Consider the following 20,129-nt stretch of genomic DNA (forward strand, 5'->3'; position numbering starts at 1 on the left):
GTATTGGCTTAAATTGCATTGATTTTGTGTGTTTATCTTAGTGTATTTGACTTAGTACATATTGGATAAATGTGGTGTGTTATTCGCTAAACGGCTGACTTAGTAATATATCAAATTGTTGCAACTGGGCAATCATAACGCCACCGTAGGGAACACTTTGCCACACATGCTCAGCCATAGGGGCTAACGCCATATTGGTTGGTAAAGGTTGTTGTTGCGCAACAAGCTCGGTCATTTTGGGAATAAAAATAAATTGCAACCATTGCTCAAATGCCATGACATCACAGCAAAATGGTGCAGTACTGGTCATGTCAGATACTGGAGGTGGGACATCAGACCAAAGCTGAAACCCCTTAAGTAGTTGTTCTATTTTAATTAAATAATTTTGGCTAGTTAAATAAAGCATAAAAGTGAACGACAATATCAAGGCTAAGTCGGAATATGATATCATTTAGCGCATTGAATACCCATCCAACTTATTTGATTTAGTGACAACACCATGACCGAGATAACCACTCTAAGCCAGTTTCTGACGACCGCAAATACTCAATTCCAAATATACGATTTAGGTCGCCGAGTGCAACATATCGATATGTTAGCATTTCAGCAAATTGACTCTTTACGGGCGCCATATCCTTATCCGATTCAAGGCCATGCACAATTTGCTATCGTCTTTTGGCAACAAGAACAATTACCGTATATTTGGTTTGTAAAATTACCTTTAGATGAGCAAGGCCTTTTATCACCGGCACCGCGAACTCAATTTATTAAGATGATTTTAGAAGCTCTGGGTCGTAATCCAACTCAAGCATTAACCGATGAACAGCAAGAGCAATTAGCCAATCATCCTTTTAGCTTCAAACCTAATCAGCACAAACTGGCATTATTTAATGCCTTAGTTAGGCTCCAACTTGGCCAACCGGCCTCTAGCCAATATGAATTTGCCGCCCAGTATTTGTCTGGCCAGGCAGCACAAGACACATGGCCACAACTGGGTATCCAAGGTTTAGCTGACATTTGCATCCGTGCACATCAATTTGGTCATCTAAATGACATTATTAATGCACTTGAACATGCTCCTATTGAAGTGCAAGCGGCACTTTGCCAATGCCTAGAACACATTAATATTGATAAGCGCCTTGCTGAGCATTTATTCAACCAATTACAACAAGCTGAACAACATATAAAAGTGATGTATTTAGCCGCATTAGCATCTGATGTTGACTACTGCAGGATGGCAATTAATCTGTTATATGACCAACAAAGTGTAGATAACAACACCTTGATTACTATTGCGGCACGTAACTGGTTAGCCTTAAAAGATGATGCCACTCGAAAACACTATTTAGAAGCGCTAGCAAAACAGCCGCAACACTTCTTTAATCAAGTATTTGCTGATATCGTGGCAATACCTAGCTTACGTCCGGGATTATTAGCTGACTTAAGGCATCCAGACAGAAGCATTCAACTAGCGACCGCTATCGGCGGATTATTTAAGGCAACCAGCCTATGATGAGTGATTTTTTATTATTTGTTGCGTTAATTGTTGTCGGCGCATTTTTTTGGCAGTTGAGGCAAATGGCCGAGCTTAGCCGTACTATCGTAGAGCAATCGTGTAAAAAACAGAACGTACAACTGTTAGCCATTGCAATGGAGTCTGCCCGCCCAAGTATTGGCGGCAGTACAGGCATCTGCTGGAAAGCAACCTTCATGTTCGAATTTAGTACCGATGGCTTAAACCAATACCGTGGACACATCATGATGCACGGGAATCGCGTGACAAAGATTGAATGGCCTATTTTTCCAGAACCAGATTGGATGGATGCTCCCACAGCCAGCGGTAAATTTGGTGGCTGTGGCAGTCACAAAAGTTGCGATTCAGGCAAATGTCACTAAGTTAATTGAGTGATATACCATTAATAAAAAACGCTATGTTTATCAAAATAGCGTTTTTTTATTTATACCAAACATAATCACTTTAGCAAAAAAATCGCGATACTAATTGAAGCCTCTATAACAATTAAAGCTATTACCTATAATATCCAAGAGTTTATGCTTTTGGTTTCTCGATCATTTTATAATCGCTATAAGTCACGGTTTGAATGCTATCAAGTGATTTAAAAATTACCGCCGTACCACTAATCGTAGTTGAGATATGTGCTGGCATGACTAAGCCATCAAAAACATCAAAGCCAAATTCCAATTCAAACTTAGTCAGTGTCACTGAAAATGCAGGGGTTAAATCATCAGTATTATTGATCGAAATTTTTCTTAACTGCTTAGACACTTTATCTAAATACAGCAAGCCGGCGAGAACTTTATTATCAAGTTCATCAATATTAGGGCTAAATTTAAACACGACACTGGTATCGTCCTCACCCACAAAGACTAATGTAGTTAAGTCAATTAATTCAGAAAAGACTAATTCATGACTATTTTCATCTTTACCTTGTTTGAGCTCTTGTTGGTGTTGTTGATATTCTTCTAAGCGTTCTTTATCTGGTGTTTGACCATTTTCAGACACTAAGTTCCAGCGCTGCATTTTAGGCTGAGAAGCATCAAATTTTTCTATCCGAACGAGATCAAGCTTCTTCGTCTGTTGTGAATACTGCCAAAGCACATTTTCATCGTCGGTATTAGCGTTAATCTCGCTTAATGCCTGCTCAACCCAATGTTGCTCTTCTGGGGTTACCTCAGCGTTAACGTGATAACACACCGCAAATAGGCTTATCGCCACAACTAATTTAAACCGGCTCATGTTTTCTCCTTGATAACACAACTCCAACTCATTGCTGTTGGACCATTTTACAATGTTAAATATAACAATTTGACAACATAATAACGATTAGTTCCGATGATGGTGAAAAAAAAGCAAAAGAAAGGCCGCGACAGTAACTGTCGCGGCCTCTTGATCTCTTGTTAAGCTTTCCAGCTATAAATGTGCTCCCTGCACCATCCATGCGTATCGCTTGCTTCCTGCTCTATCCTTGTTCAATCCTTGAATTTCCTTGTACAATTAAGTACTTTCCTTCTTACTCGATTATCCTTTTACCGAGCCTGCTCCATCCTGAGCGTGTCCTTATATCATCCATGAAATTTTTAACGTTTCCTGTCGCAAATCATTTGCGTAGCACCTTGCATCCATTGCACATTATCATCCTGATAATGTTATAAAACCCACTTAATCCGCTAATGCGTTCATTGAGCAAGTTATCGTTTCATCCTGAAACTAAATAGCATCCATAACGTCCATATACTTATGGTCTTCCAAGACCTCTTTACTACCTTGTAATGTTCTCGTCCTGAGAACGAGATAGATAATAAATCATTTACCTCAACGTAAACAGGTACCTCTAAATGATTAAAATAGCGCCAAAACCATGCTAAACAAAATATCCAACAAAATCATGATTATAAATTTTCAAGAGCAATATCGACCATCAATTAGGTGATTCGTCTCACACACTTTGTGAGATATATCTCACAAAGCAACAAGCTAAAAAGGAAGGTGCATAATTAACATAGGCATTAAATAAACAACTTAAACGAACAAATGACACATCATGACTTAATATTATTATTTCACTTATCTCACTTAGTGCTAATTAAAATAATAATGCGAATAAAGGTGCGGTAATAACCATGGCAATACCGGTAAAAATCATCGTTAAACTGGCGATAACACCCTCTTCTCGACCTATTTGATTAGCTTTCGCCGCTCCGGCGCCATGTGCTGATGCTCCTAAAGAAATCCCCCTCGCCAAGCTACTTTTTATGTTAGCCGCTTTAAAGAGTGGATCACAAATTAGCATGCCCATAATACCAGTGACCAAAACTAACATTGCGGTAAGTTCCGGTATGCCGCCAAATGCGCTTGTGGCTTCAATGGCAAACGGAGTTGATACCGATCTTACAATTAAGCTTTTAGAAAGCTCTGACGGCATATGAGTGAAATGAAGGATCAACCATGACGATCCCACTCCCAAACATAACCCCGCCAATACCCCTACGCTTATGGTTAATGGATAACGCTTAATCAGTGCACGTTCCCGATAAATCGGCACCGCAAATGCGATAGTAGCAGGAGCAAGTAACGCTGGTAGCCAATGGGTAAATTGAAAATAGTCGGCCAATGGAATTTGAAATATGACGACCGTTAACAAGATAATCGTTGGCGCCATAATGATGGGAGCAAACCAAACACGTTGCCTGCGTAAGTAGAGTCTTTTACTGAAATAATAGCCTGCCAATGTAAGTAATAAACACAAAGCGCCTAATAATGAACCATTCATGATGACACCTATTATATTAAATATTGAGCAGCGTAGTTCTAAGCTGTAAGCGCTGGGCTGTAATGCTGTTTAAACGCTGTTTACGTTCAAACTTAAATAACTTATCAACGATAAATGCTGTGCCTAATAACACGCTCGCACTCGCCAGCAACATACACACAATCAACTCTGCGCCATAGCTTTCAAGAATTAACTTATATTTGGTAATAGCGACAACCGGCGGAATGAAAAATAACAATAAGTCACCAATTAACCATGCTGAACCTTGGTTGACAACTTTTTCTGGTATCCAATGGCAAGATAATAAGAGCAACAAAACACCTAATCCAATAACGCTGCCAGGAATGATTGAATGAACAGAATGAGCGGCCCACTGGCATAACCAAGCAAATAAGCACAGACCACTGACTTGGATAACTAAGGTTGTTTTGCATTTTATAAAGGCGCTATGGGTATTGAATGAAGATAACATTGGATTTCACACTGTGGTTTTTAGTTAATATGGACAGTTTACGCTTGCTTAATTGATAAAAAAAATGAATATTAATGATTGATTGCATCACTTTTGGTTATAAATATGGATCTTAAAGCACTACACTATTTCATTGAGGTTGTTAACGCCGGTGGTTTTGCTAAAGCATGCCACTCGGCATTTGTTACTCAACCAGCACTGTCAAAGGCGATACGCTTGTTAGAAGAAGAGCTAGATATGGTGTTGCTAGAGCGCGGAAAACGTGGCTCTCAAATCCGCTTAACTGAAGCTGGTCAAGTAGTATATCGCCATGCGTCAGCGTTATTAGCCGGCCGTCAATTGATGATAACCGAGTTGAATAGTTTACGTAATTTAAGCGGCGGTTCTCTTAAATTAGGCTTAGCCCCTTTAGGCAGCGCAGAGTTATTTGCCCCAGTGATTGCAAAATTTAGGCAATTACACCCTAACGTTGAACTGCAATTACTGGTTCGTGGTGGGATCGAACAAACAGTAGCCTTACATAAAGATGAGATAGAACTTGCGACAGGCATTATAGATTTCGATGATGAGTTTGATGGTATTCGGGTTCGTAATGATTCAATGGTAGTCGTATTACCATCTGCCCATGTGTTAGCCAGCAAAAACATCCTCCAGTTGAGTGAGCTCGATAGTTTAGCCCAAGTAATGTTTGAACCCGAATATGCTCTATATGAGCTAGTACTCGAGGCTTGCGCGAAAGCAGGATGTAAACCGACAAATATCACTCGAGTCAGTCATGCTGATTTTGGTATCGCCCTGGTCGCTGCAGGCACTGGGGTAATGATACTGCCTAAAATTATTGCCGAACGATACCGGGTCGATGCTGTTGTTAATATTCCTTTAGCAAGTGAAGACTTACGCTGGGAGCTATCATTGTTCTGGCGTAAACAGAAACATTTATCGTTTGCAGCTCAAGCAATGATAACGCTGATTAAGCAACATTTGAGTCAATTAGACGCTAATTTGAAATAGAGATAACCCACACAGTGTCAATTAAGCGGAGATTGTTTGAGGGTGTAACAGATTCTGTGTAACTGCAATTTAGTTAATATGCTTCACAATTCTGTCTTCGAATTCAATAATAAATCGATTCATCGCAGTACGCCAGTTTCGAATAGGCATGGTCCATTTTTTACTGGCTTCTTTTATAGCAAGGTAAACCATTTTTTTAGCCGAGTCATCATTTGGGAATACCTTACGCTTTTTCAACGCTCGTCTAATCACACTGTTTAATGACTCAATGGCATTGGTTGTGTAGATAGCCTTACGAATATCCTGAGGGTAGTTAAAAAACGTATTTAAGTTATGCCAATGATTATGCCATGACTTGCTGATTTGAGGGTATTGGCCATCCCAGATATCGCTGAAACGATCGTAAGGAGACTTTTACGTCAAAGGGAAAGCCCTTGTCGCGTAAATATTTGGCTAAACAGATATGCGTGAAGTATACGTTGTTGGATGCTCAGCTCATGTAAAAAGCGGATACATTGTCTGAGTCAATCCTTATAGAGAGCCCCTCAAACGCCAAAAACAAAAAAAGCCGTTGATAATCAACGGCTTTTCTCGTATTTAATGTGGCGGATGGATAGGTTATTTTTTATGAGAAGGAACCAAAGCAATCAGCCACAAAATAAAACTAAAATTCATTATAATCAATTACTAATCGAAAAGTCACATCTCAAATAGTGAACATTCGTAGTCGATATATGACATTTAAATATTTATCGAATAGATTGTCAATGATAAACGTCATGCATAAAGGCGCATATTAGATAGGCACTTTCGTTGCAGTATAAAACAGTAAAATCGACTAGAGAGCATACGTGCTTTTTGATGCAACTTGTTAGCTGTTTTGCTCAATCGCTTTAATTAAATTATCTGGATCATTAGTTCCCAAACTAACTGTTGTGCCATTTTTCAGTTTTAATTCAACAGCTGTTAAGCCTGATACATTATATAGCCAGCCTGTTGATATTAAACGGATACCTAAACCGCAATACCATTTAGTTCTTACGACTCTAGCTGATTCTATTTGCGAAAGCTCAAGTGACTTATTCCAAAATCCAGGGCCAAAAAACCAACTAATTTTCCCTTCTTTTAACTTAATTGTTAGTGAGGAAAATAGGATTGCCACTAAAACTACAATGACATAAGCAAACTCGATTGGTTCATTGGGCTTAGTTATGGATGCAAAAACCAAAATTAGGAATACAACCCCCAGAATTGAAAGCATCGCGATACCTAATTGAGTATTCTTATACTCCATGATGTACTCCTTTTCAGTTAACGCTTATTGAACGGCCAAATAAATTTAATGTCGGCCGTTTAAGTTATTGATTAATATCATCCTACATTTGCTATCTTATTGCAGTAAAGCAAATAATTGTGCCTAACAGACAAAATCAACAAAATCATTAAGTTACTACTTTTTATTTTTAAAGTGATTCAACTAAAGAACGATTTTTAATCGATTTTTAGCTTAAATCGATGAAACACCATTATAACTGTACATAAAATCAGTACGTACCATATAAAAGTGTCAATGCTGATTTTGTCTTTTACGCTTTTGATTTTCACATGCGTAGCATGCGGCTTTGGGGTTAAGGGGTTTCCCCTTGCCCGAGCTTGTATCCGACCTTTTTGGAACAAAAAGTGGGATACAAGCGTACCGGGTTACGTACTAGCCCCACTTATTTAGTGGGCTGCTTTGGCTTCGCACTCACTGAGTGTGAAACGGTTTAAATTGCATTCTTTAAGTGAACAGTTACGTGAAATGAGCGTGAAATTAACGCGGGAAAAGTGAAAATTCGATTTCTCAGCAAGATTTATTATCGATTTACGCCCGTAAGATTTGATAAGTTCGTCTGAGAAATGATGTCGCGGGTACGTTTCATCATTTCTCAGGCTGGTTATTGGTTCTGTGAGAGCAAATTTGGCGTATAAAGTCACTCAGGATTGACTGACTGTTGTCATTTGCTCCATCCTACGGTGACCCATTAAGTCAAAAAAACGCTCATACAAATCAGTTTCCTCAATCCTACGGGCGAAAATTAGCACCAAAAGTATAAAAAGATACCGCTAGTGACCGACTAAGCGGTATGTCGTGCCTAATACCGCATCGGCAAGTGTTCCCCTTGACCCCTTTTCAATCAAACGCTTTATATGGGTTGTAACAAATTCAGCGCGTACTCGACTTTATCCACCACTGGCTTGAGTGTTTTTACATCATATTGCTTGCCGTATCGTCCATAGGTGATGTTGTGATAAACGTGGCCGACGATTTGTGCCACCATCGATTCTTCGATTTGCAGTTGTTTAAGCTCATCAATAAAGGTGTGACGGAATGAATAGGCTGTAGGTCGTTTACCTGCAATAAAGTGTAGTTGGTCGAGTAATTTGCCAAACTCTCGACAAAACTTATGTGACCAAACACCATCACTACTGGGTTGATAATGAAATAACGGGTTGCTTGTTAACTGACTGTTTTTTGATGTTCGGTCAGTCATGGTTTGAACAAAATCGATAAAACCGAGTTCAATCAATTTTTGATGTAGCGGAACAGTTCGCTTTGACTGTGCGGTCTTGAGTTGTTGGCTCATGCCTTCATTGGTGACGTGAATGACGTTGATGCCATCAATTACGCTTATATCATTGCTATGTAGCTGGCAAGCCTCTGAAGGCCGTAAACCGTGATACAGCATCAATAGCGTTATCCATTTAAAGTCGGCTTGTTTATCGATAAAGCCTTGTGATTGCAGTACGTGTTTTAGTTGCTCTGGTTGCCAACGCTGACGCGCTAAATCATGCCCAGCTTGATTACTTGGCTTGGACAGTTTCACTTCATCAAACGGGTTAGCGTTGGTGTAGCGCATCAATTTGCACCATTTAAAGAACTGCGACACCGCCGCTAGGTAGTCTTTATTACTCTTATGGCTTCGACCTTCTTCTAGCAAGCAATCCTTGTATTCCATCGCCTCAGCGCTGGTGATGTCAAATACATCATCTAAGTGGGTTCGCTCAATAAAGTGGCCTATACGTTGATTTAGCTGCTTTACCGTTAAGACTGAGACAGACTGCTTTTGTTTAGACACAATAAATTTAATTAGTGCATCCGTTAATGTGACGTTATCTACTGAATTTGTTTGCTTTTTACTATCCGAACAATTTGAAAAAGCCAAGTTTGTTGATGAGGGGTAATTGTCATATGTCGCACTATTATGGGCTAATTGCGTTGGCCGAGTGGGCATAAACTGGATGATTTCCCGCACAGGCTTGGCGTTATCATCAAGCGTATCTGTTGCCCCAACAAAGCCTGCACGGGCATCATTAATCAATTGATTAACATGTGCTTTAAACGCATCAGGCTGTGATTGTGGCGTTAAGCTAATGATTAATGGTCGTAAGATACCCGCAACCACAAGGTTACGACCTATCGCGATTGAGCGCTGTTTAGTGAGTAAGGATACTTTGATGTCGGCAGCGAAGCCTTTATCACGTAGATAAGCAGGCAACACCATGCGGGTGTAATAGGTGCAATTTGTGGCTCTGAATAGGTACATATGTCTCAGTCATCCGTTTTGGGTCTGAGAATATGATTTTTCAAATGCTAGAAAGCAAAAAAGCCATTGATTATCAATGGCTTTTTTGCTTTAGAATGTGGCGGAGGGATAGGGATTTGAACCCTAGAACGGGATAAACCGTTGCCGGTTTTCAAGACCGGTGCATTCGACCACTCTGCCATCCCTCCGAACGGGCTGAATAATATAAGTAACGCGTTTGGTTGTAAACCATAAATGTAAAAAAACATCTAAATGCATAGCATTTAATCAGCATGTACATATATTTATCAGCATTAAAGCATTTTTTAATGCTCAAAGGGTTTATAGAATGAGTTTATCTAGACTTGAATTACTTCAATAACCATCAGATGAGCGCTAAGGGTGGAATCTGCTAAGGCTTTTACGGCACTTTATGCTAATATCATTTCATTATTTTTCGTTGTCGCAGCTAAATTAACACTATATGAATTCAACGCTATTGCCTAGTGCCAAACTCGCTCCTCAATATCATTTACCTGAACCGTCAACTTCAGCTTTTTTCCCAAGTCATATATTACTGGGCCAAGAGCGAGCGGTTGATACCTTTAAGTTAATGAGTAAAATTAATTCGCAACATTTATTCCTTGCAGATTTTTTGGGCGTAGATAGACCACTATTTATAGATGCATTGGTAACCCAGGCTAATACACCATCAAACCAATACCTGGTTGCAACTAAAAAACTGCAACAGGATGGCGAGATTCAGTTTAAGTGGCAGCAAGCACTTCCACCTGAGCATGTCGGTATTATTGCAAAACAAGAATCACTGTCGTGCTATTTACAGGGGACTATTCGCCGTGCTGATTTGCTCGGCAGAATGCTTAAAACAGATAAATCCAGTGTATATAAACCAGGAGCATTGGCGAGCAATCATTTTGTGTTTATTTGCTTAGCCTCATTATGGCAGCGTGAGAATTTGTGGGATTTGTTGATGCAAATACTCCATGATGGTTTTTATCGTATCAATAATGAGTTAAGCCCGATCCCACTGAATTGTAAGATTGTGCTTGTAGGTTCAGGTTTGTCATATAGCCAACTTCGAGTTGAAGACAGGCACTTTAGTCGCCATTTTCCACTACTGGCTGAAATGAGTAATGAAGTTGATTTAACTCAGCATCCTGAATCTGCCTATGTGCAGTGGCTGAACGTACTTGCTCACGGTGAATCAGTTGAGTTAGAACAGTCAAGTTTATTACCGTTATTCTGGTACAGCTCTCGTTTGGTTGAACATCAGCAGCGCTTAAGCTTAAGTATGTTGGAATTTAGACAACTATTAGGTCAAGCAAAAGCTTATTCAGGTCAATCGACTCTAAATGCAGCTGCGATAGCTAAAGCACTGGAAAAATTAAAATTTCGCCACAATAGCTCTGAAGTCTATTCAGCTCAAAGTTTTGATGATAATTTCATCAATCTGCCCACTAAAGGCGCGATGGTGGGACAGATTAATGCCCTAACTGTTATTGATACTGGCGATTATACTTATGGTGAGCCAGCGCGTATTACCTCCTCAGTACATTATGGCGATGGTGAAGTGGCAGATATTGAACGTAAATCAGAACTGGGTGGCAATATTCATGCTAAAGGCATGATGATTCTATCGGCGTGTTTGTATCGTATTTTTGGTCGTGATGCGCCTCTTCATCTTAATGCTAATATTGTGTTTGAGCAGTCTTATCAAGAAATTGATGGCGATAGTGCTTCACTTGCAGAGTATTGTTGCTTAATGTCTGCAATAGCAGAGCAACCTATCATCCAGAGCTTAGCGGTTACGGGTGCATTAGATCAGTTTGGCAACGTGCAAGCCATTGGTGGTGTGAATGAAAAAATTGAAGGCTTCTTTAATTTATGTCAACGCCGCGGTTTAACTGGCGAGCAAGGTGTTATTATGCCAAAAGCCAATGTATTGCAACTTAACCTAGAACCTAGTGTTATTGAGGCTATTGATAACGGATTGTTTCATATCCATGCTATTGAACACATAGATCAAGCCGTTGAGTTATTGATGCAAATGCCAGCTGGCGTTGCCAATGAAGATAATGATTTTGCACCAGATACGCTTTACGGATTAGTACAACAACGTTTAGATAAATTAGCCGGGCAAGATGATGACGACGTAGAACTAAACTTTTTTGCTAAATTGTTAGCTAGATTACGAATTATTTAGTGATCGGAGTTGTTTAGCTTACACGTGTTCGCTATCTTGTTTGTATTATCAGTCAATTAAGTGGTATCGATTTAAATGGAAAAAGCTAATAGTTTCACCAAAGAGCAACTTGTGGCATGTGGTCATGGCAACCTTTTAGGCCCAAATAGACCGCGTTTACCTGTCGACAATATGTTGATGATTGATCGCATCGTTACCATTAATGAAGATGGCGGTTTATACGGTAAAGGTGAAATTATTGCCGAACTCGATATCACACCTGATCTCTGGTTTTTTGATTGCCATTTTATCACCGACCCTGTAATGCCTGGCTGTTTAGGATTGGATGCTATGTGGCAGCTTGTCGGGTTTTTCCTGGGTTGGGAAGGCGCTGAAGGCAAAGGTCGCGCATTAGGCGTCGGTGAAGTGAAGTTTACAGGCCAAGTATTGCCTGATGCAAAAAAAGTCACTTACAAGCTTAATATTAAACGTAAGATCCACCGTAAACTGGTAATGGGTATTGCGGATGCCACGATGGAAGTTGATGGCCGTCAAATATATTCAGCCACTGATTTAAAAGTAGGTATTTTCAGCGACACATCGACGTTTTAATCGCACGACTTTATGTCCAAATAGCTTAAATATACACTAATGCCCTGCGATACTATCGCGAGGGCATTTTATTAAGTGCTGCTCGTCGTTAAGCGTCACTTATTAAATAAGCCATTAAGACGGCCATCAATACCTTCACGCCACCCGCCTAACCATTGAGACCGTGAATCCAGATTCGAATGGGGACAAACCTCCTTAGAACGCCCTCCTACTCCGGCTTGAAATCCTTTTGAAAATGCTCTGTCTAAACGATCTCTTTTCTGTCTTTTCATGCATGAGTCCTCTTCTATTATAGGCTTCTGTTTGACATGATGAAGTTGAAGCCTTGAATATAGAAATAGATCGTTTTTTGACCAAAATCAATTAAAAAAAACACTATTTTAATGATCTTTTATTAAGGCATTGAGAATTAAGTTAAAAAAAATCGAGGAACTTATCCTCGATTTTTTGTGCTTTTAGACTACTCTCGTTTCAAGAGCCTATTCGCTTAGATTATAGTAAGACTATTTTTTTACTCGGCGACGTAACCATAATAATGGCAAAGTAAATAACCAAGCAAAACTGGCTGCCCCTTTACGCACATAAGAGCCTTCATCAACAGAATCAGTAGTAGTACATGCTTCACCTGGTGTTTGCTTTAAAATAACCATACGCGGTAAATATGCAGTCACAGGATCACCATTACCGTTTAGTTCGAATAGTGGCAGGTTATTTTCACCCACTAGCACATTACCCGATGCATCGGTTTGATATTGTGGCTTACGAATATATGCTGTGCCTACGATAGTACCGTCTTCATTAATACCATTAGCTTCAACGATTTGAATATCAGTATTATAAGTTAGGATTTCACCGGTACCATCTTGGATACTCACTTGATGACGAACCCAATCACCATCGGTATTTTTTTGGTAACCTTTAGACCCGCATGTAAGGCGATCGTTTAAATTAACAAATTCACTGGTGGTATTATCAAATAAGAACCCCACTTTTGGGCGAGGTTTTTCTTTATCGTAAGTTGATTCAATATAACCAACAACTTGTCCTTTATTGTTAATATCTTTAGGCTTGCTGCTTAAATCCGACAATGAAGACTGGAAGTCGTTAGGTGTTACGATACCTTGATCTGGATTATTAGTGTCTAAGGTAAAGAATTTATCACGTAAATAACCACCAATATATTTACGGTAACTGCCCACTAAAATACCATCGTCGTTAATATCATACGCAATAGAGTTGGTGACTTGGTTATCCATACTAACCCAATTATATTGATACTCTCCACTGGCATCCTTTTTCCAGTAAGCTGCATCAAAATATAATTTATCGGTATTGCCATTACGATATACATGCGAGCGACCAGCAACATCACTATTGCTGTTAACACCTAATCCTTGGGCGGTATAAATTAGTGTTGAATTCGTAGCGGGAGTTAGCCCTAACGGTAATTCAGTACGCTCAGGTGTACCATCAGCATCTAGATTATTTAAATCCCATACTAATGCGCGTGTTTGGTAAAGAATATAACGACGGCTATTCGCGTCTGGATACTGTGAGTTTTGCACACAAATAGCCAGCGGCGTAGGGTTATCTGCATCGGTATCTTCTGCAGTCGTAATACAACTATCTACACGGACTTCACTAGATGAAGCTAATGCAGTACTACCATAACCCACTACAAGGTTGTTATCATTTACTTTTGATGCAACAGATGAACCGCCTAGCTCAACAGTTGCAGCACTAGTATCACCGTCCTGTAGACGTTCATAAGTGGTATAAGGAGGTAATAATGAATATTCAACATCATCTTTTACCGCAATGGCACGTAGCTCAAAGTCACGATAATACCAAAGCTCTTGTGTGGTGCTGGTGCCTTCATAGGCCAAAGTCTTTTGTTCACCAGTATAAGAACCTACTTTAGTACCATTAGTGTTTAGACCGTAAAAGAAGGTATCAATTGAATTAACAACTACCTCACCGTCACTGTCTACATCAGTAGGATTAGTGGTACCCGCTAAACTAAAAAATGTAGGCTTCCAAGCACCTTCAGCAGCATTTGCACTGGTTGTTATGGTGAAGTTATTTGCTTCAATTGGTGTTAATACTGAATAGGAAATTGTTTCAGCATCAGAAATACCATCTTCAACATCAATGATCCCGCCTTCAATGTCTTCAGCACTAAGTTTCTTTTTACCTTTTGAAATGCCGACGACTTCATCTTCACTGTTCACCGCCATGGCATAACCATTACGTGTACCGTCAATGGTGCCATTTAAATCGAAATTTTCGATATTAACAATTTCGTATACTGGCGCCGCTTGGGCTGATCCAATGACACTTAATACACCTATCGCTACGAGGGATAAGGCTTTATCAAACTTTAACTTCATGCAACTATTCCTGTTTTATTATGCTTTACTTCAGTGACTCAAGCTCTTCCCATCGCTCGAAGCAAACTTCTAAACTGAGCTCTTTTTCTGTCAACAACTGCAGCGTTTTATTAACCGAGTCCTGTGGTTGACTATAAAAATCAGCATCACCGGCAGTTTTCTGTAATTGGGCAATGTCTTGTTCGAGTTGTTCCATTTGACTCGGAAGCGTTTCTAATTCTTTTTGCAATTTATAAGACAGCTTTTTAACTGTTTTATCAGGTGCACTTACAGGTTTGGTTTCAACCACTGCTGGAGATTGGACAACACTATCAGCAACTGGTTCCTCAGAATAAAACTTTGCTCCTTGAGCAACAGCATCTTGGTAACCACCAACATACTCGGCCCACTGACCATTTCCTGCAAACCACCAACTGCTGGTAACGGTATTGTCAATAAATGCTCTATCGTGACTCACTATCAATAATGTGCCTTCAAAATCAGCAAGTAGTGACTCTAACAACTCTAACGTCTCAATATCAAGATCGTTTGTTGGTTCATCAAGAATAATTAAATTCGCAGGGCGTAATAATAATCTAGCCAGTAGCAAACGATTCTTTTCGCCACCAGAAAGTGCTTTTACCGGCGTACGAGCACGCATTGGTGAGAATAAAAAGTCTTGAAGATAACTGAGAATATGACGATCTTGACCATTAATGGTCACAGTACTCTTACCCTCACCCACGTTTTCTTCAACTGTTTTCTCAGGGTCAAGTGCTTCACGATACTGGTCAAAATAAGCGATATCTAACTTAGTACCCACTTTAATTTCGCCAGATTGAGGTTGTAACTTTTCAATCAATAACTTAATTAAAGTTGATTTACCACAACCGTTTGGACCGATCAACGCTATACGGTCACCACGCATTACCGTGGTACTGAAGTTTTTAACTAAGTTTTTATCAGGTAGATTATAATTAACATCTTTAATATCAAATACTAACTTACCAGAACGTTCAGTATCAGATACTGACATTTTAGCATTACCTTGGCGATTTAAGCGCTCGCTACGTTCGGTACGTAATGCTTTTAATGCTCGAACACGGCCTTCATTTCGAGTACGACGAGCCTTAACACCTTGACGGATCCAGGTTTCTTCGTCGGCAAGTTTTTTATCAAAGTGCGCATTTTTCTCTGCTTCAACGCGTAACCATTCCTGCTTACCATCTAAATAGGCTTGATAATTGCCAGGAAACGAAATGACCACACCACGATCTAAATCAACGATACGAGTCGCCATTCGTTGAATAAAGCCACGGTCATGGCTTACAAACACGATAGCGCCTTTAAAGCTTAATAAAAATTGCTCTAGCCACTCAATAGTATCGATGTCTAAATGGTTGGTTGGTTCGTCAAGTAACAGTAAATCAGGGTTCACAACAAGTGCGCGAGCTAATGCTACTTTACGCTGCCAACCACCAGACAATTCATTTAATGACTGATCAGGATCTAGGCCTAACAACTGGCAGTTTTGAATAATCCGCGAATCTAATTGCCAACCATCATTGTGATCTAACACTTCTTGCAGACGTTGCATTTGATTAAGCATGCGTTCCATCTGCTCAGGATTAGCATCAGCAACATCGTGAGATAGTTGATGATATTTTTCTAAGGCTTCGCCAATTTCTTTAAGGCCTGCTGCAATATAGGCGTAAACAGTTCCTGTTTCAGCTTTAGGTGGATCTTGTTGCAAGCGACTCACATTAACGTCATTTGCAATATTAAACTCACCATCATCAAGTAGTACATCACCTGATAATACTTTCATTAAACTTGATTTACCGGCACCGTTGCGACCAACGATACACACGCGCTCACCCGGTTCAATGGTAAAGTCTGCATTTAGCAGCAAAGGAATGTAACCGTAGGCTAACGAGCCATTATTAATACGTACCAGACTCAATCTAAACTCCTAAAAAATCTTGTAATTGTGCGGCATCGAAAGGCCAGAATAATTCACGTTCGCCCTGTACAAATACAGGAATACTCATGCTATAGCGATCAACAAGTGATGCGTTATCACAAATGTCAATATGCCGATAATCTATTGCGGTTTGTTCAACCAGTGCTTTGGCAATATCACACAGATGACAACCCTCGGTGTGATAAAGCACATAAGCGACTACATTACTTTGTTGCATGGGTCAGTAACCACACATTATGGATATGTGGATTACGTTTATAATCCAATGGTAAACATAAATGGTCAATATTGGTTACGTCGATACCGGCTTGGTTCAACGCTTCAGTATCCATTTTAAATTTACGTTTGTTATTTGAAAAAACAAGCTCACCATTTGGAGATAGAAGCTTAATTAATCCGCCTAACATTTCCACATGGTCGCGTTGTACATCCCAACTATCTTCCATGCGTTTTGAATTTGAAAACGTCGGTGGATCAATAAAAATGAGGTCAAACTTCTGATGACTATTCTCTTTTATCCACTGCAAACAATCTGCTTGAATAAAATCGTATTTAGCGCCCGACAAACCATTTAAGGCAAAGTTTTCTTTGGCCCAATTAATGTAGGTATTAGACATGTCGATTGTGGTGACAGATTTTGCCCCACCAATCGCAGCATGTACAGATGCTGAGCCTGTATAAGCAAATAAGTTAAGGACATTTTTACCCTTAGATTTATCGCCGACTAATTTACGCGTAACACGATGATCGAGGAACAAACCGGTATCTAAATAACCCGTTAAGTTAAGCTTGAATTTAGCACCATATTCTTCAGTGATAACCTCAACTTTACGCTCATCAATCTTTTGATACTGATTAGCACCTTTTTGACGTTCACGGGTTTTTAAGGTAATACGATCAGGATGAATACCTAAAGCACCAGGCAATGCTAATAGCACATCACTAATACGACGCTTAGTGACCGCTTCAGGGATAGTGGCTGGAGCTGAATACTCTTGAATAACCACATAATCGACATATCGATCAATCGCAACGTTATATTCTGGCAAGTCAGCATCATATAAACGATAGCTGTCAATGCGCTCTTTTTTAGCCCATTTTTCAAACTGTTTTACGTTCTTTTTAATGCGATTAGCAAATGCTGGAGCGATGTCGATGATATCAACACCCTCAGGCAATTCTGGTACATCTCGACGAGTACTGTTTGCGTGTAAGGTATAAATGTTAAAGGCACATTCTAATGCACCGTTAAACATCTTCATCTGTTTATCAGCTTTAAGCTTAAGCGAAGATATGAGCTCAACATCACTGCATAACATGGCTATTTTCCAGCCACCAAACTCTTTTTTAAACTTATCGCCGAGTTGATAATAAAGTTGTAAAAGCTCAGTGACATTGCCTAAACGCTCACCATAAGGTGGGTTAGAGATCAAAAAACCTTCACTTACAGGAGGTGTTACATCGAGTGCATCAGATACGCTAAATTCAATTAATTCAGCCACTCCGGCATTCTCAGCATTGCGTTTAGCAATAGAGATAAGGTGAGGCTCTATATCTGAACCGTAGAACTTGAGTTTACAACGGCTTTTACCCAAGGTTGCACGCGCTTGAGCTTCGTCAAATATAACCTTCCACATTGCTTTATTGTGGCTCTGCCAATTTTCGAAACCAAATTTTTCGCGTTTTAGTCCTGGCGCAATATCAGCAGCCATTAATGCCGCTTCTATTAGTACCGTGCCACTACCGCAAAATGGGTCAAGCACAGTGATAGGATTAGCTTGCCAACCACTGCGTACCAACATATTAGCCGCAAGGTTTTCTTTTAATGGGGCTTCACCCGTAGTTGAACGGTAGCCACGCTGATGTAATGAAGCGCCAGAGAAGTTCATCGAAATAGTCAGCTGACCATTTCGATAATGGGCATCAATTTTAAAATCTGGATTAACGCGTTCCACATCTGGACGAGGTGTACCATCGTCACGAAAGCGATCAACAACGGCATCTTTAATTTTCAGTGCACCAAATTGAGTGTTATTAATAAAACCACCCGTACCATGAAAATCAATACTAAAGGTTTTTTTATAGGAAAAATGCGATGGCCAATCAATACAGTATGCTGCGTTGTAGAGCTGCTCGGCTGAATCACAAGCTCCTTTATAGATAACTAATACAATACGGCTCGCTAATCGAGTCCATAACGTAATTCTATAAGCCAGCTCTAGGGAGGCAGTAAAATACACTCCAGCAACACTTTCTTTAACGTCGGTTGCACCAAACTCTTTAAGTTCAGATGCAAGGCTATATTCGAACCCCTTTGGGGCTGCAGCAAAAAAATTAAACATGTATTAGTCAGTCATCGGTTACGCAAAATTCAGTGCAGCATTATACCTGCTCAAACACATAACCCCAACGACTTATCGAAATGGGCTGTTAAATTCCCCTATTTTAAGGTTAATTACCCAATATTGTACGATAAAGCAGTGACTCGCTTATTTTACCAGCAAACAAATGATTGGCTCTAGATTTTACTTGCAAATATAAACGGGGATCGCTATAGTTCGCCCCGCTTTGAAGCAGACCGTTAAACACGCTAACTAGCCAGTTTAATATGATGATTTAAAGCAGCGTTTCGGACGCGGGATGGAGCAGTTGGTAGCTCGTCGGGCTCATAACCCGAAGGTCGTAGGTTCAAGTCCTACTCCCGCAACCATTTCTTTAATCAATAGAATAAAAACATTGATAGCGTTTTATCGGACGCGGGATGGAGCAGTTGGTAGCTCGTCGGGCTCATAACCCGAAGGTCGTAGGTTCAAGTCCTACTCCCGCAACCATTTCTTTAATCAATAGAATTAAAACATTGATAGCGTTTTATCGGACGCGGGATGGAGCAGTTGGTAGCTCGTCGGGCTCATAACCCGAAGGTCGTAGGTTCAAGTCCTACTCCCGCAACCATTTCTTTAATCAATAGAATTAAAACATTGATAGCGTTTTATCGGACGCGGGATGGAGCAGTTGGTAGCTCGTCGGGCTCATAACCCGAAGGTCGTAGGTTCAAGTCCTACTCCCGCAACCATTTCTTTAATCAATAGAATTAAAAGATTGATAGTATATTCGGACGCAGGATAGTGTAATTGGTAATTTGTCGGACTCAGCTTTTTATAAATAAAGAGTCGAAGGTCGTAGTTTTTATCAAGTCCTACTCCCGCAACCATTTCTTTAATCAATAGAATTAAAACATTGATAGTGTATTCGGACGCGGGATGGAGCAGTTGGTAGCTCGTCGGGCTCATAACCCGAAGGTCGTAGGTTCAAGTCCTACTCCCGCAACCATTTCTTTAATCAATAGAATTAAAACATTGATAGTGTATTCGGACGCAGGATAGAGCAATTGGTAACTTGTCGGACTCAGCTTTTTATAAATAAAGAGTCGAAGGTCGTAGTTTTTATCAAGTCCTACTCCCGCAACCATTTTCTATTAGTAATTCTCTCATTTGAATTAATTCCTTTTTTAAATCCTTAAAACCCCATTGTACAATTGGCTCCTAGCGTAATGCTCAGCTTTTTATAAACAAAGAGTCGAAGGTCGTAGATTTTTATCAAGTCCTACTCCCGCAACCATT

Annotated in this window: 16 protein-coding genes, 7 tRNA genes and 1 pseudogene; 11 read left to right on the forward strand and 13 right to left on the reverse strand. The window is 40.0% G+C overall.

Annotated features, from left to right (window positions below):
- Positions 1 to 79: 79 nt before the first annotated feature.
- Complete coding sequence (locus EGC82_RS15025; RefSeq protein ID WP_124731484.1) at positions 80 to 451, reverse strand: YqcC family protein; 372 nt, start codon at positions 449 to 451, stop codon at positions 80 to 82.
- A gap of 48 nt (positions 452 to 499) precedes the next feature.
- Here EGC82_RS15025 and EGC82_RS15030 point away from each other — a divergent pair, with 48 nt between their 5' ends.
- Together EGC82_RS15030 and EGC82_RS15035 are read left to right on the forward strand one after the other, a co-directional pair.
- Entirely contained in the window at positions 500 to 1,513 is a 1,014-nt protein-coding gene (locus EGC82_RS15030; RefSeq protein WP_124731485.1) for a DUF3549 family protein, read from the forward strand.
- Positions 1,510 to 1,896 carry a DUF3301 domain-containing protein gene (locus EGC82_RS15035; RefSeq protein ID WP_124731486.1) on the forward strand — a complete coding sequence of 129 codons (387 nt, stop codon included), beginning with the start codon at positions 1,510 to 1,512 and terminating at the stop codon, positions 1,894 to 1,896. Before EGC82_RS15030 ends, EGC82_RS15035 begins: the two co-directional genes overlap by 4 nt.
- Before the next feature lie 154 nt (positions 1,897 to 2,050).
- Here the strand turns inward: EGC82_RS15035 and EGC82_RS15040 are convergent, their stop codons facing one another.
- The 3 genes from EGC82_RS15040 to EGC82_RS15050 all read right to left on the reverse strand — a co-directional run bounded on the left by EGC82_RS15040 (position 2,051) and on the right by EGC82_RS15050 (position 4,764).
- Complete coding sequence (locus tag EGC82_RS15040) at positions 2,051 to 2,758, reverse strand: hypothetical protein (protein WP_124731487.1); 708 nt, start codon at positions 2,756 to 2,758, stop codon at positions 2,051 to 2,053.
- A gap of 847 nt (positions 2,759 to 3,605) precedes the next feature.
- Entirely contained in the window at positions 3,606 to 4,292 is a 687-nt protein-coding gene (locus EGC82_RS15045; RefSeq protein ID WP_124731488.1) for an LrgB family protein, read from the reverse strand.
- A gap of 16 nt (positions 4,293 to 4,308) precedes the next feature.
- Entirely contained in the window at positions 4,309 to 4,764 is a 456-nt protein-coding gene (locus tag EGC82_RS15050) for a CidA/LrgA family protein (protein WP_124731489.1), read from the reverse strand.
- A 105-nt stretch (positions 4,765 to 4,869) separates the two neighbouring features.
- Between EGC82_RS15050 and EGC82_RS15055 the strand changes: the two genes are divergently transcribed.
- Positions 4,870 to 5,775, forward strand: a complete 906-nt coding sequence (locus EGC82_RS15055) for a LysR substrate-binding domain-containing protein (RefSeq protein WP_124731490.1) — start codon at positions 4,870 to 4,872, stop codon at positions 5,773 to 5,775.
- Positions 5,776 to 5,844: 69 nt separating this feature from the next.
- Here EGC82_RS15055 and EGC82_RS15060 read toward each other — a convergent pair.
- From EGC82_RS15060 to EGC82_RS15075, 4 genes and pseudogenes are all read right to left on the reverse strand, one after another.
- A pseudogene (locus EGC82_RS15060) lies at positions 5,845 to 6,177 on the reverse strand (transposase); the annotation flags it as partial.
- 469 nt (positions 6,178 to 6,646) lie between these two features.
- Positions 6,647 to 7,069: a hypothetical protein gene (locus tag EGC82_RS15065; protein ID WP_124731491.1), complete on the reverse strand. Its 423-nt coding sequence runs from the start codon at positions 7,067 to 7,069 to the stop codon at positions 6,647 to 6,649.
- 892 nt (positions 7,070 to 7,961) lie between these two features.
- Entirely contained in the window at positions 7,962 to 9,362 is a 1,401-nt protein-coding gene (locus EGC82_RS15070; RefSeq protein WP_124731492.1) for a site-specific integrase, read from the reverse strand.
- Positions 9,363 to 9,460: 98 nt separating this feature from the next.
- Positions 9,461 to 9,550 (reverse strand) — tRNA-Ser (locus EGC82_RS15075).
- Between the two features lie 275 nt (positions 9,551 to 9,825).
- On the opposite strand from EGC82_RS15075, the gene EGC82_RS15080 reads away from it, so the two are divergent.
- Both EGC82_RS15080 and fabA read left to right on the forward strand, forming a co-directional pair.
- Entirely contained in the window at positions 9,826 to 11,565 is a 1,740-nt protein-coding gene (locus EGC82_RS15080; RefSeq protein ID WP_124731493.1) for an AAA family ATPase, read from the forward strand.
- A gap of 75 nt (positions 11,566 to 11,640) precedes the next feature.
- Positions 11,641 to 12,156, forward strand: coding sequence for a bifunctional 3-hydroxydecanoyl-ACP dehydratase/trans-2-decenoyl-ACP isomerase (gene fabA, locus EGC82_RS15085; protein ID WP_124731494.1), 516 nt, complete (start codon positions 11,641 to 11,643; stop codon positions 12,154 to 12,156).
- A gap of 95 nt (positions 12,157 to 12,251) precedes the next feature.
- On the opposite strand, the gene rmf is transcribed toward fabA, so the two are convergent.
- The 5 genes from rmf to rlmKL form a co-directional block, all read right to left on the reverse strand.
- Positions 12,252 to 12,428 (reverse strand): ribosome modulation factor, encoded by a 177-nt coding sequence (gene rmf / locus EGC82_RS15090; RefSeq protein ID WP_011638106.1) that lies wholly within the window; start codon positions 12,426 to 12,428, stop codon positions 12,252 to 12,254.
- A 231-nt stretch (positions 12,429 to 12,659) separates the two neighbouring features.
- On the reverse strand, positions 12,660 to 14,546 hold the full coding sequence (locus EGC82_RS15095) for a DUF3466 family protein (RefSeq protein WP_124731495.1): 1,887 nt from the start codon (positions 14,544 to 14,546) through the stop codon (positions 12,660 to 12,662).
- A gap of 25 nt (positions 14,547 to 14,571) precedes the next feature.
- Entirely contained in the window at positions 14,572 to 16,488 is a 1,917-nt protein-coding gene (locus tag EGC82_RS15100) for an ABC transporter ATP-binding protein (RefSeq protein WP_124731496.1), read from the reverse strand.
- Between the two features lies 1 nt (position 16,489).
- Positions 16,490 to 16,726, reverse strand: coding sequence for a glutaredoxin family protein (locus EGC82_RS15105; protein ID WP_124731497.1), 237 nt, complete (start codon positions 16,724 to 16,726; stop codon positions 16,490 to 16,492).
- A complete protein-coding gene (gene rlmKL, locus EGC82_RS15110; RefSeq protein WP_124731498.1) occupies positions 16,713 to 18,851 on the reverse strand; it encodes a bifunctional 23S rRNA (guanine(2069)-N(7))-methyltransferase RlmK/23S rRNA (guanine(2445)-N(2))-methyltransferase RlmL in 2,139 nt (712 codons plus the stop codon). The genes EGC82_RS15105 and rlmKL overlap by 14 nt, the downstream gene beginning before the upstream one ends.
- Positions 18,852 to 19,143: 292 nt before the next feature.
- Here rlmKL and EGC82_RS15115 point away from each other — a divergent pair.
- The 6 genes from EGC82_RS15115 (at position 19,144) to EGC82_RS21280 (ending at position 19,977) form a co-directional block, all read left to right on the forward strand.
- Positions 19,144 to 19,219, forward strand: a tRNA-Met gene (locus EGC82_RS15115).
- A gap of 45 nt (positions 19,220 to 19,264) precedes the next feature.
- A tRNA-Met gene (locus EGC82_RS15120) sits at positions 19,265 to 19,340 on the forward strand.
- 45 nt (positions 19,341 to 19,385) lie between these two features.
- A tRNA-Met gene (locus EGC82_RS15125) sits at positions 19,386 to 19,461 on the forward strand.
- Positions 19,462 to 19,506: 45 nt separating this feature from the next.
- Positions 19,507 to 19,582: transfer RNA gene (locus EGC82_RS15130), tRNA-Met, on the forward strand.
- Positions 19,583 to 19,763: 181 nt separating this feature from the next.
- Positions 19,764 to 19,839, forward strand: a tRNA-Met gene (locus EGC82_RS15135).
- 43 nt (positions 19,840 to 19,882) lie between these two features.
- Positions 19,883 to 19,977, forward strand: a tRNA-OTHER gene (locus EGC82_RS21280).
- Positions 19,978 to 20,129: the final 152 nt, after the last annotated feature.

Origin of the sequence: Shewanella livingstonensis (assembly GCF_003855395.1) — a bacterium.
Taxonomy (GTDB): Bacteria; Pseudomonadota; Gammaproteobacteria; order Enterobacterales; family Shewanellaceae; genus Shewanella; species Shewanella livingstonensis.

What these genes read in the sequence shown, in the direction of transcription:
- EGC82_RS15025 (WP_124731484.1), bottom strand. Translation starts at nt 451, where the DNA reads ATGATATCATATTCCGACTTAGCCTTGATATTGTCGTTCACTTTTATG.
- EGC82_RS15035 (WP_124731486.1), top strand. Translation starts at nt 1,510, where the DNA reads ATGATGAGTGATTTTTTATTATTTGTTGCGTTAATTGTTGTCGGCGCA.
- EGC82_RS15050 (WP_124731489.1), bottom strand. Translation starts at nt 4,764, where the DNA reads ATGTTATCTTCATTCAATACCCATAGCGCCTTTATAAAATGCAAAACA.
- EGC82_RS15040 (WP_124731487.1), bottom strand. Translation starts at nt 2,758, where the DNA reads ATGAGCCGGTTTAAATTAGTTGTGGCGATAAGCCTATTTGCGGTGTGT.
- EGC82_RS15055 (WP_124731490.1), top strand. Translation starts at nt 4,870, where the DNA reads ATGGATCTTAAAGCACTACACTATTTCATTGAGGTTGTTAACGCCGGT.
- EGC82_RS15070 (WP_124731492.1), bottom strand. Translation starts at nt 9,362, where the DNA reads ATGTACCTATTCAGAGCCACAAATTGCACCTATTACACCCGCATGGTG.
- EGC82_RS15105 (WP_124731497.1), bottom strand. Translation starts at nt 16,726, where the DNA reads ATGCAACAAAGTAATGTAGTCGCTTATGTGCTTTATCACACCGAGGGT.
- EGC82_RS15080 (WP_124731493.1), top strand. Translation starts at nt 9,826, where the DNA reads ATGAATTCAACGCTATTGCCTAGTGCCAAACTCGCTCCTCAATATCAT.
- EGC82_RS15065 (WP_124731491.1), bottom strand. Translation starts at nt 7,069, where the DNA reads ATGGAGTATAAGAATACTCAATTAGGTATCGCGATGCTTTCAATTCTG.
- EGC82_RS15095 (WP_124731495.1), bottom strand. Translation starts at nt 14,546, where the DNA reads ATGAAGTTAAAGTTTGATAAAGCCTTATCCCTCGTAGCGATAGGTGTA.
- EGC82_RS15030 (WP_124731485.1), top strand. Translation starts at nt 500, where the DNA reads ATGACCGAGATAACCACTCTAAGCCAGTTTCTGACGACCGCAAATACT.
- EGC82_RS15045 (WP_124731488.1), bottom strand. Translation starts at nt 4,292, where the DNA reads ATGAATGGTTCATTATTAGGCGCTTTGTGTTTATTACTTACATTGGCA.
- rmf (WP_011638106.1), bottom strand. Translation starts at nt 12,428, where the DNA reads ATGAAAAGACAGAAAAGAGATCGTTTAGACAGAGCATTTTCAAAAGGA.
- rlmKL (WP_124731498.1), bottom strand. Translation starts at nt 18,851, where the DNA reads ATGTTTAATTTTTTTGCTGCAGCCCCAAAGGGGTTCGAATATAGCCTT.
- fabA (WP_124731494.1), top strand. Translation starts at nt 11,641, where the DNA reads ATGGAAAAAGCTAATAGTTTCACCAAAGAGCAACTTGTGGCATGTGGT.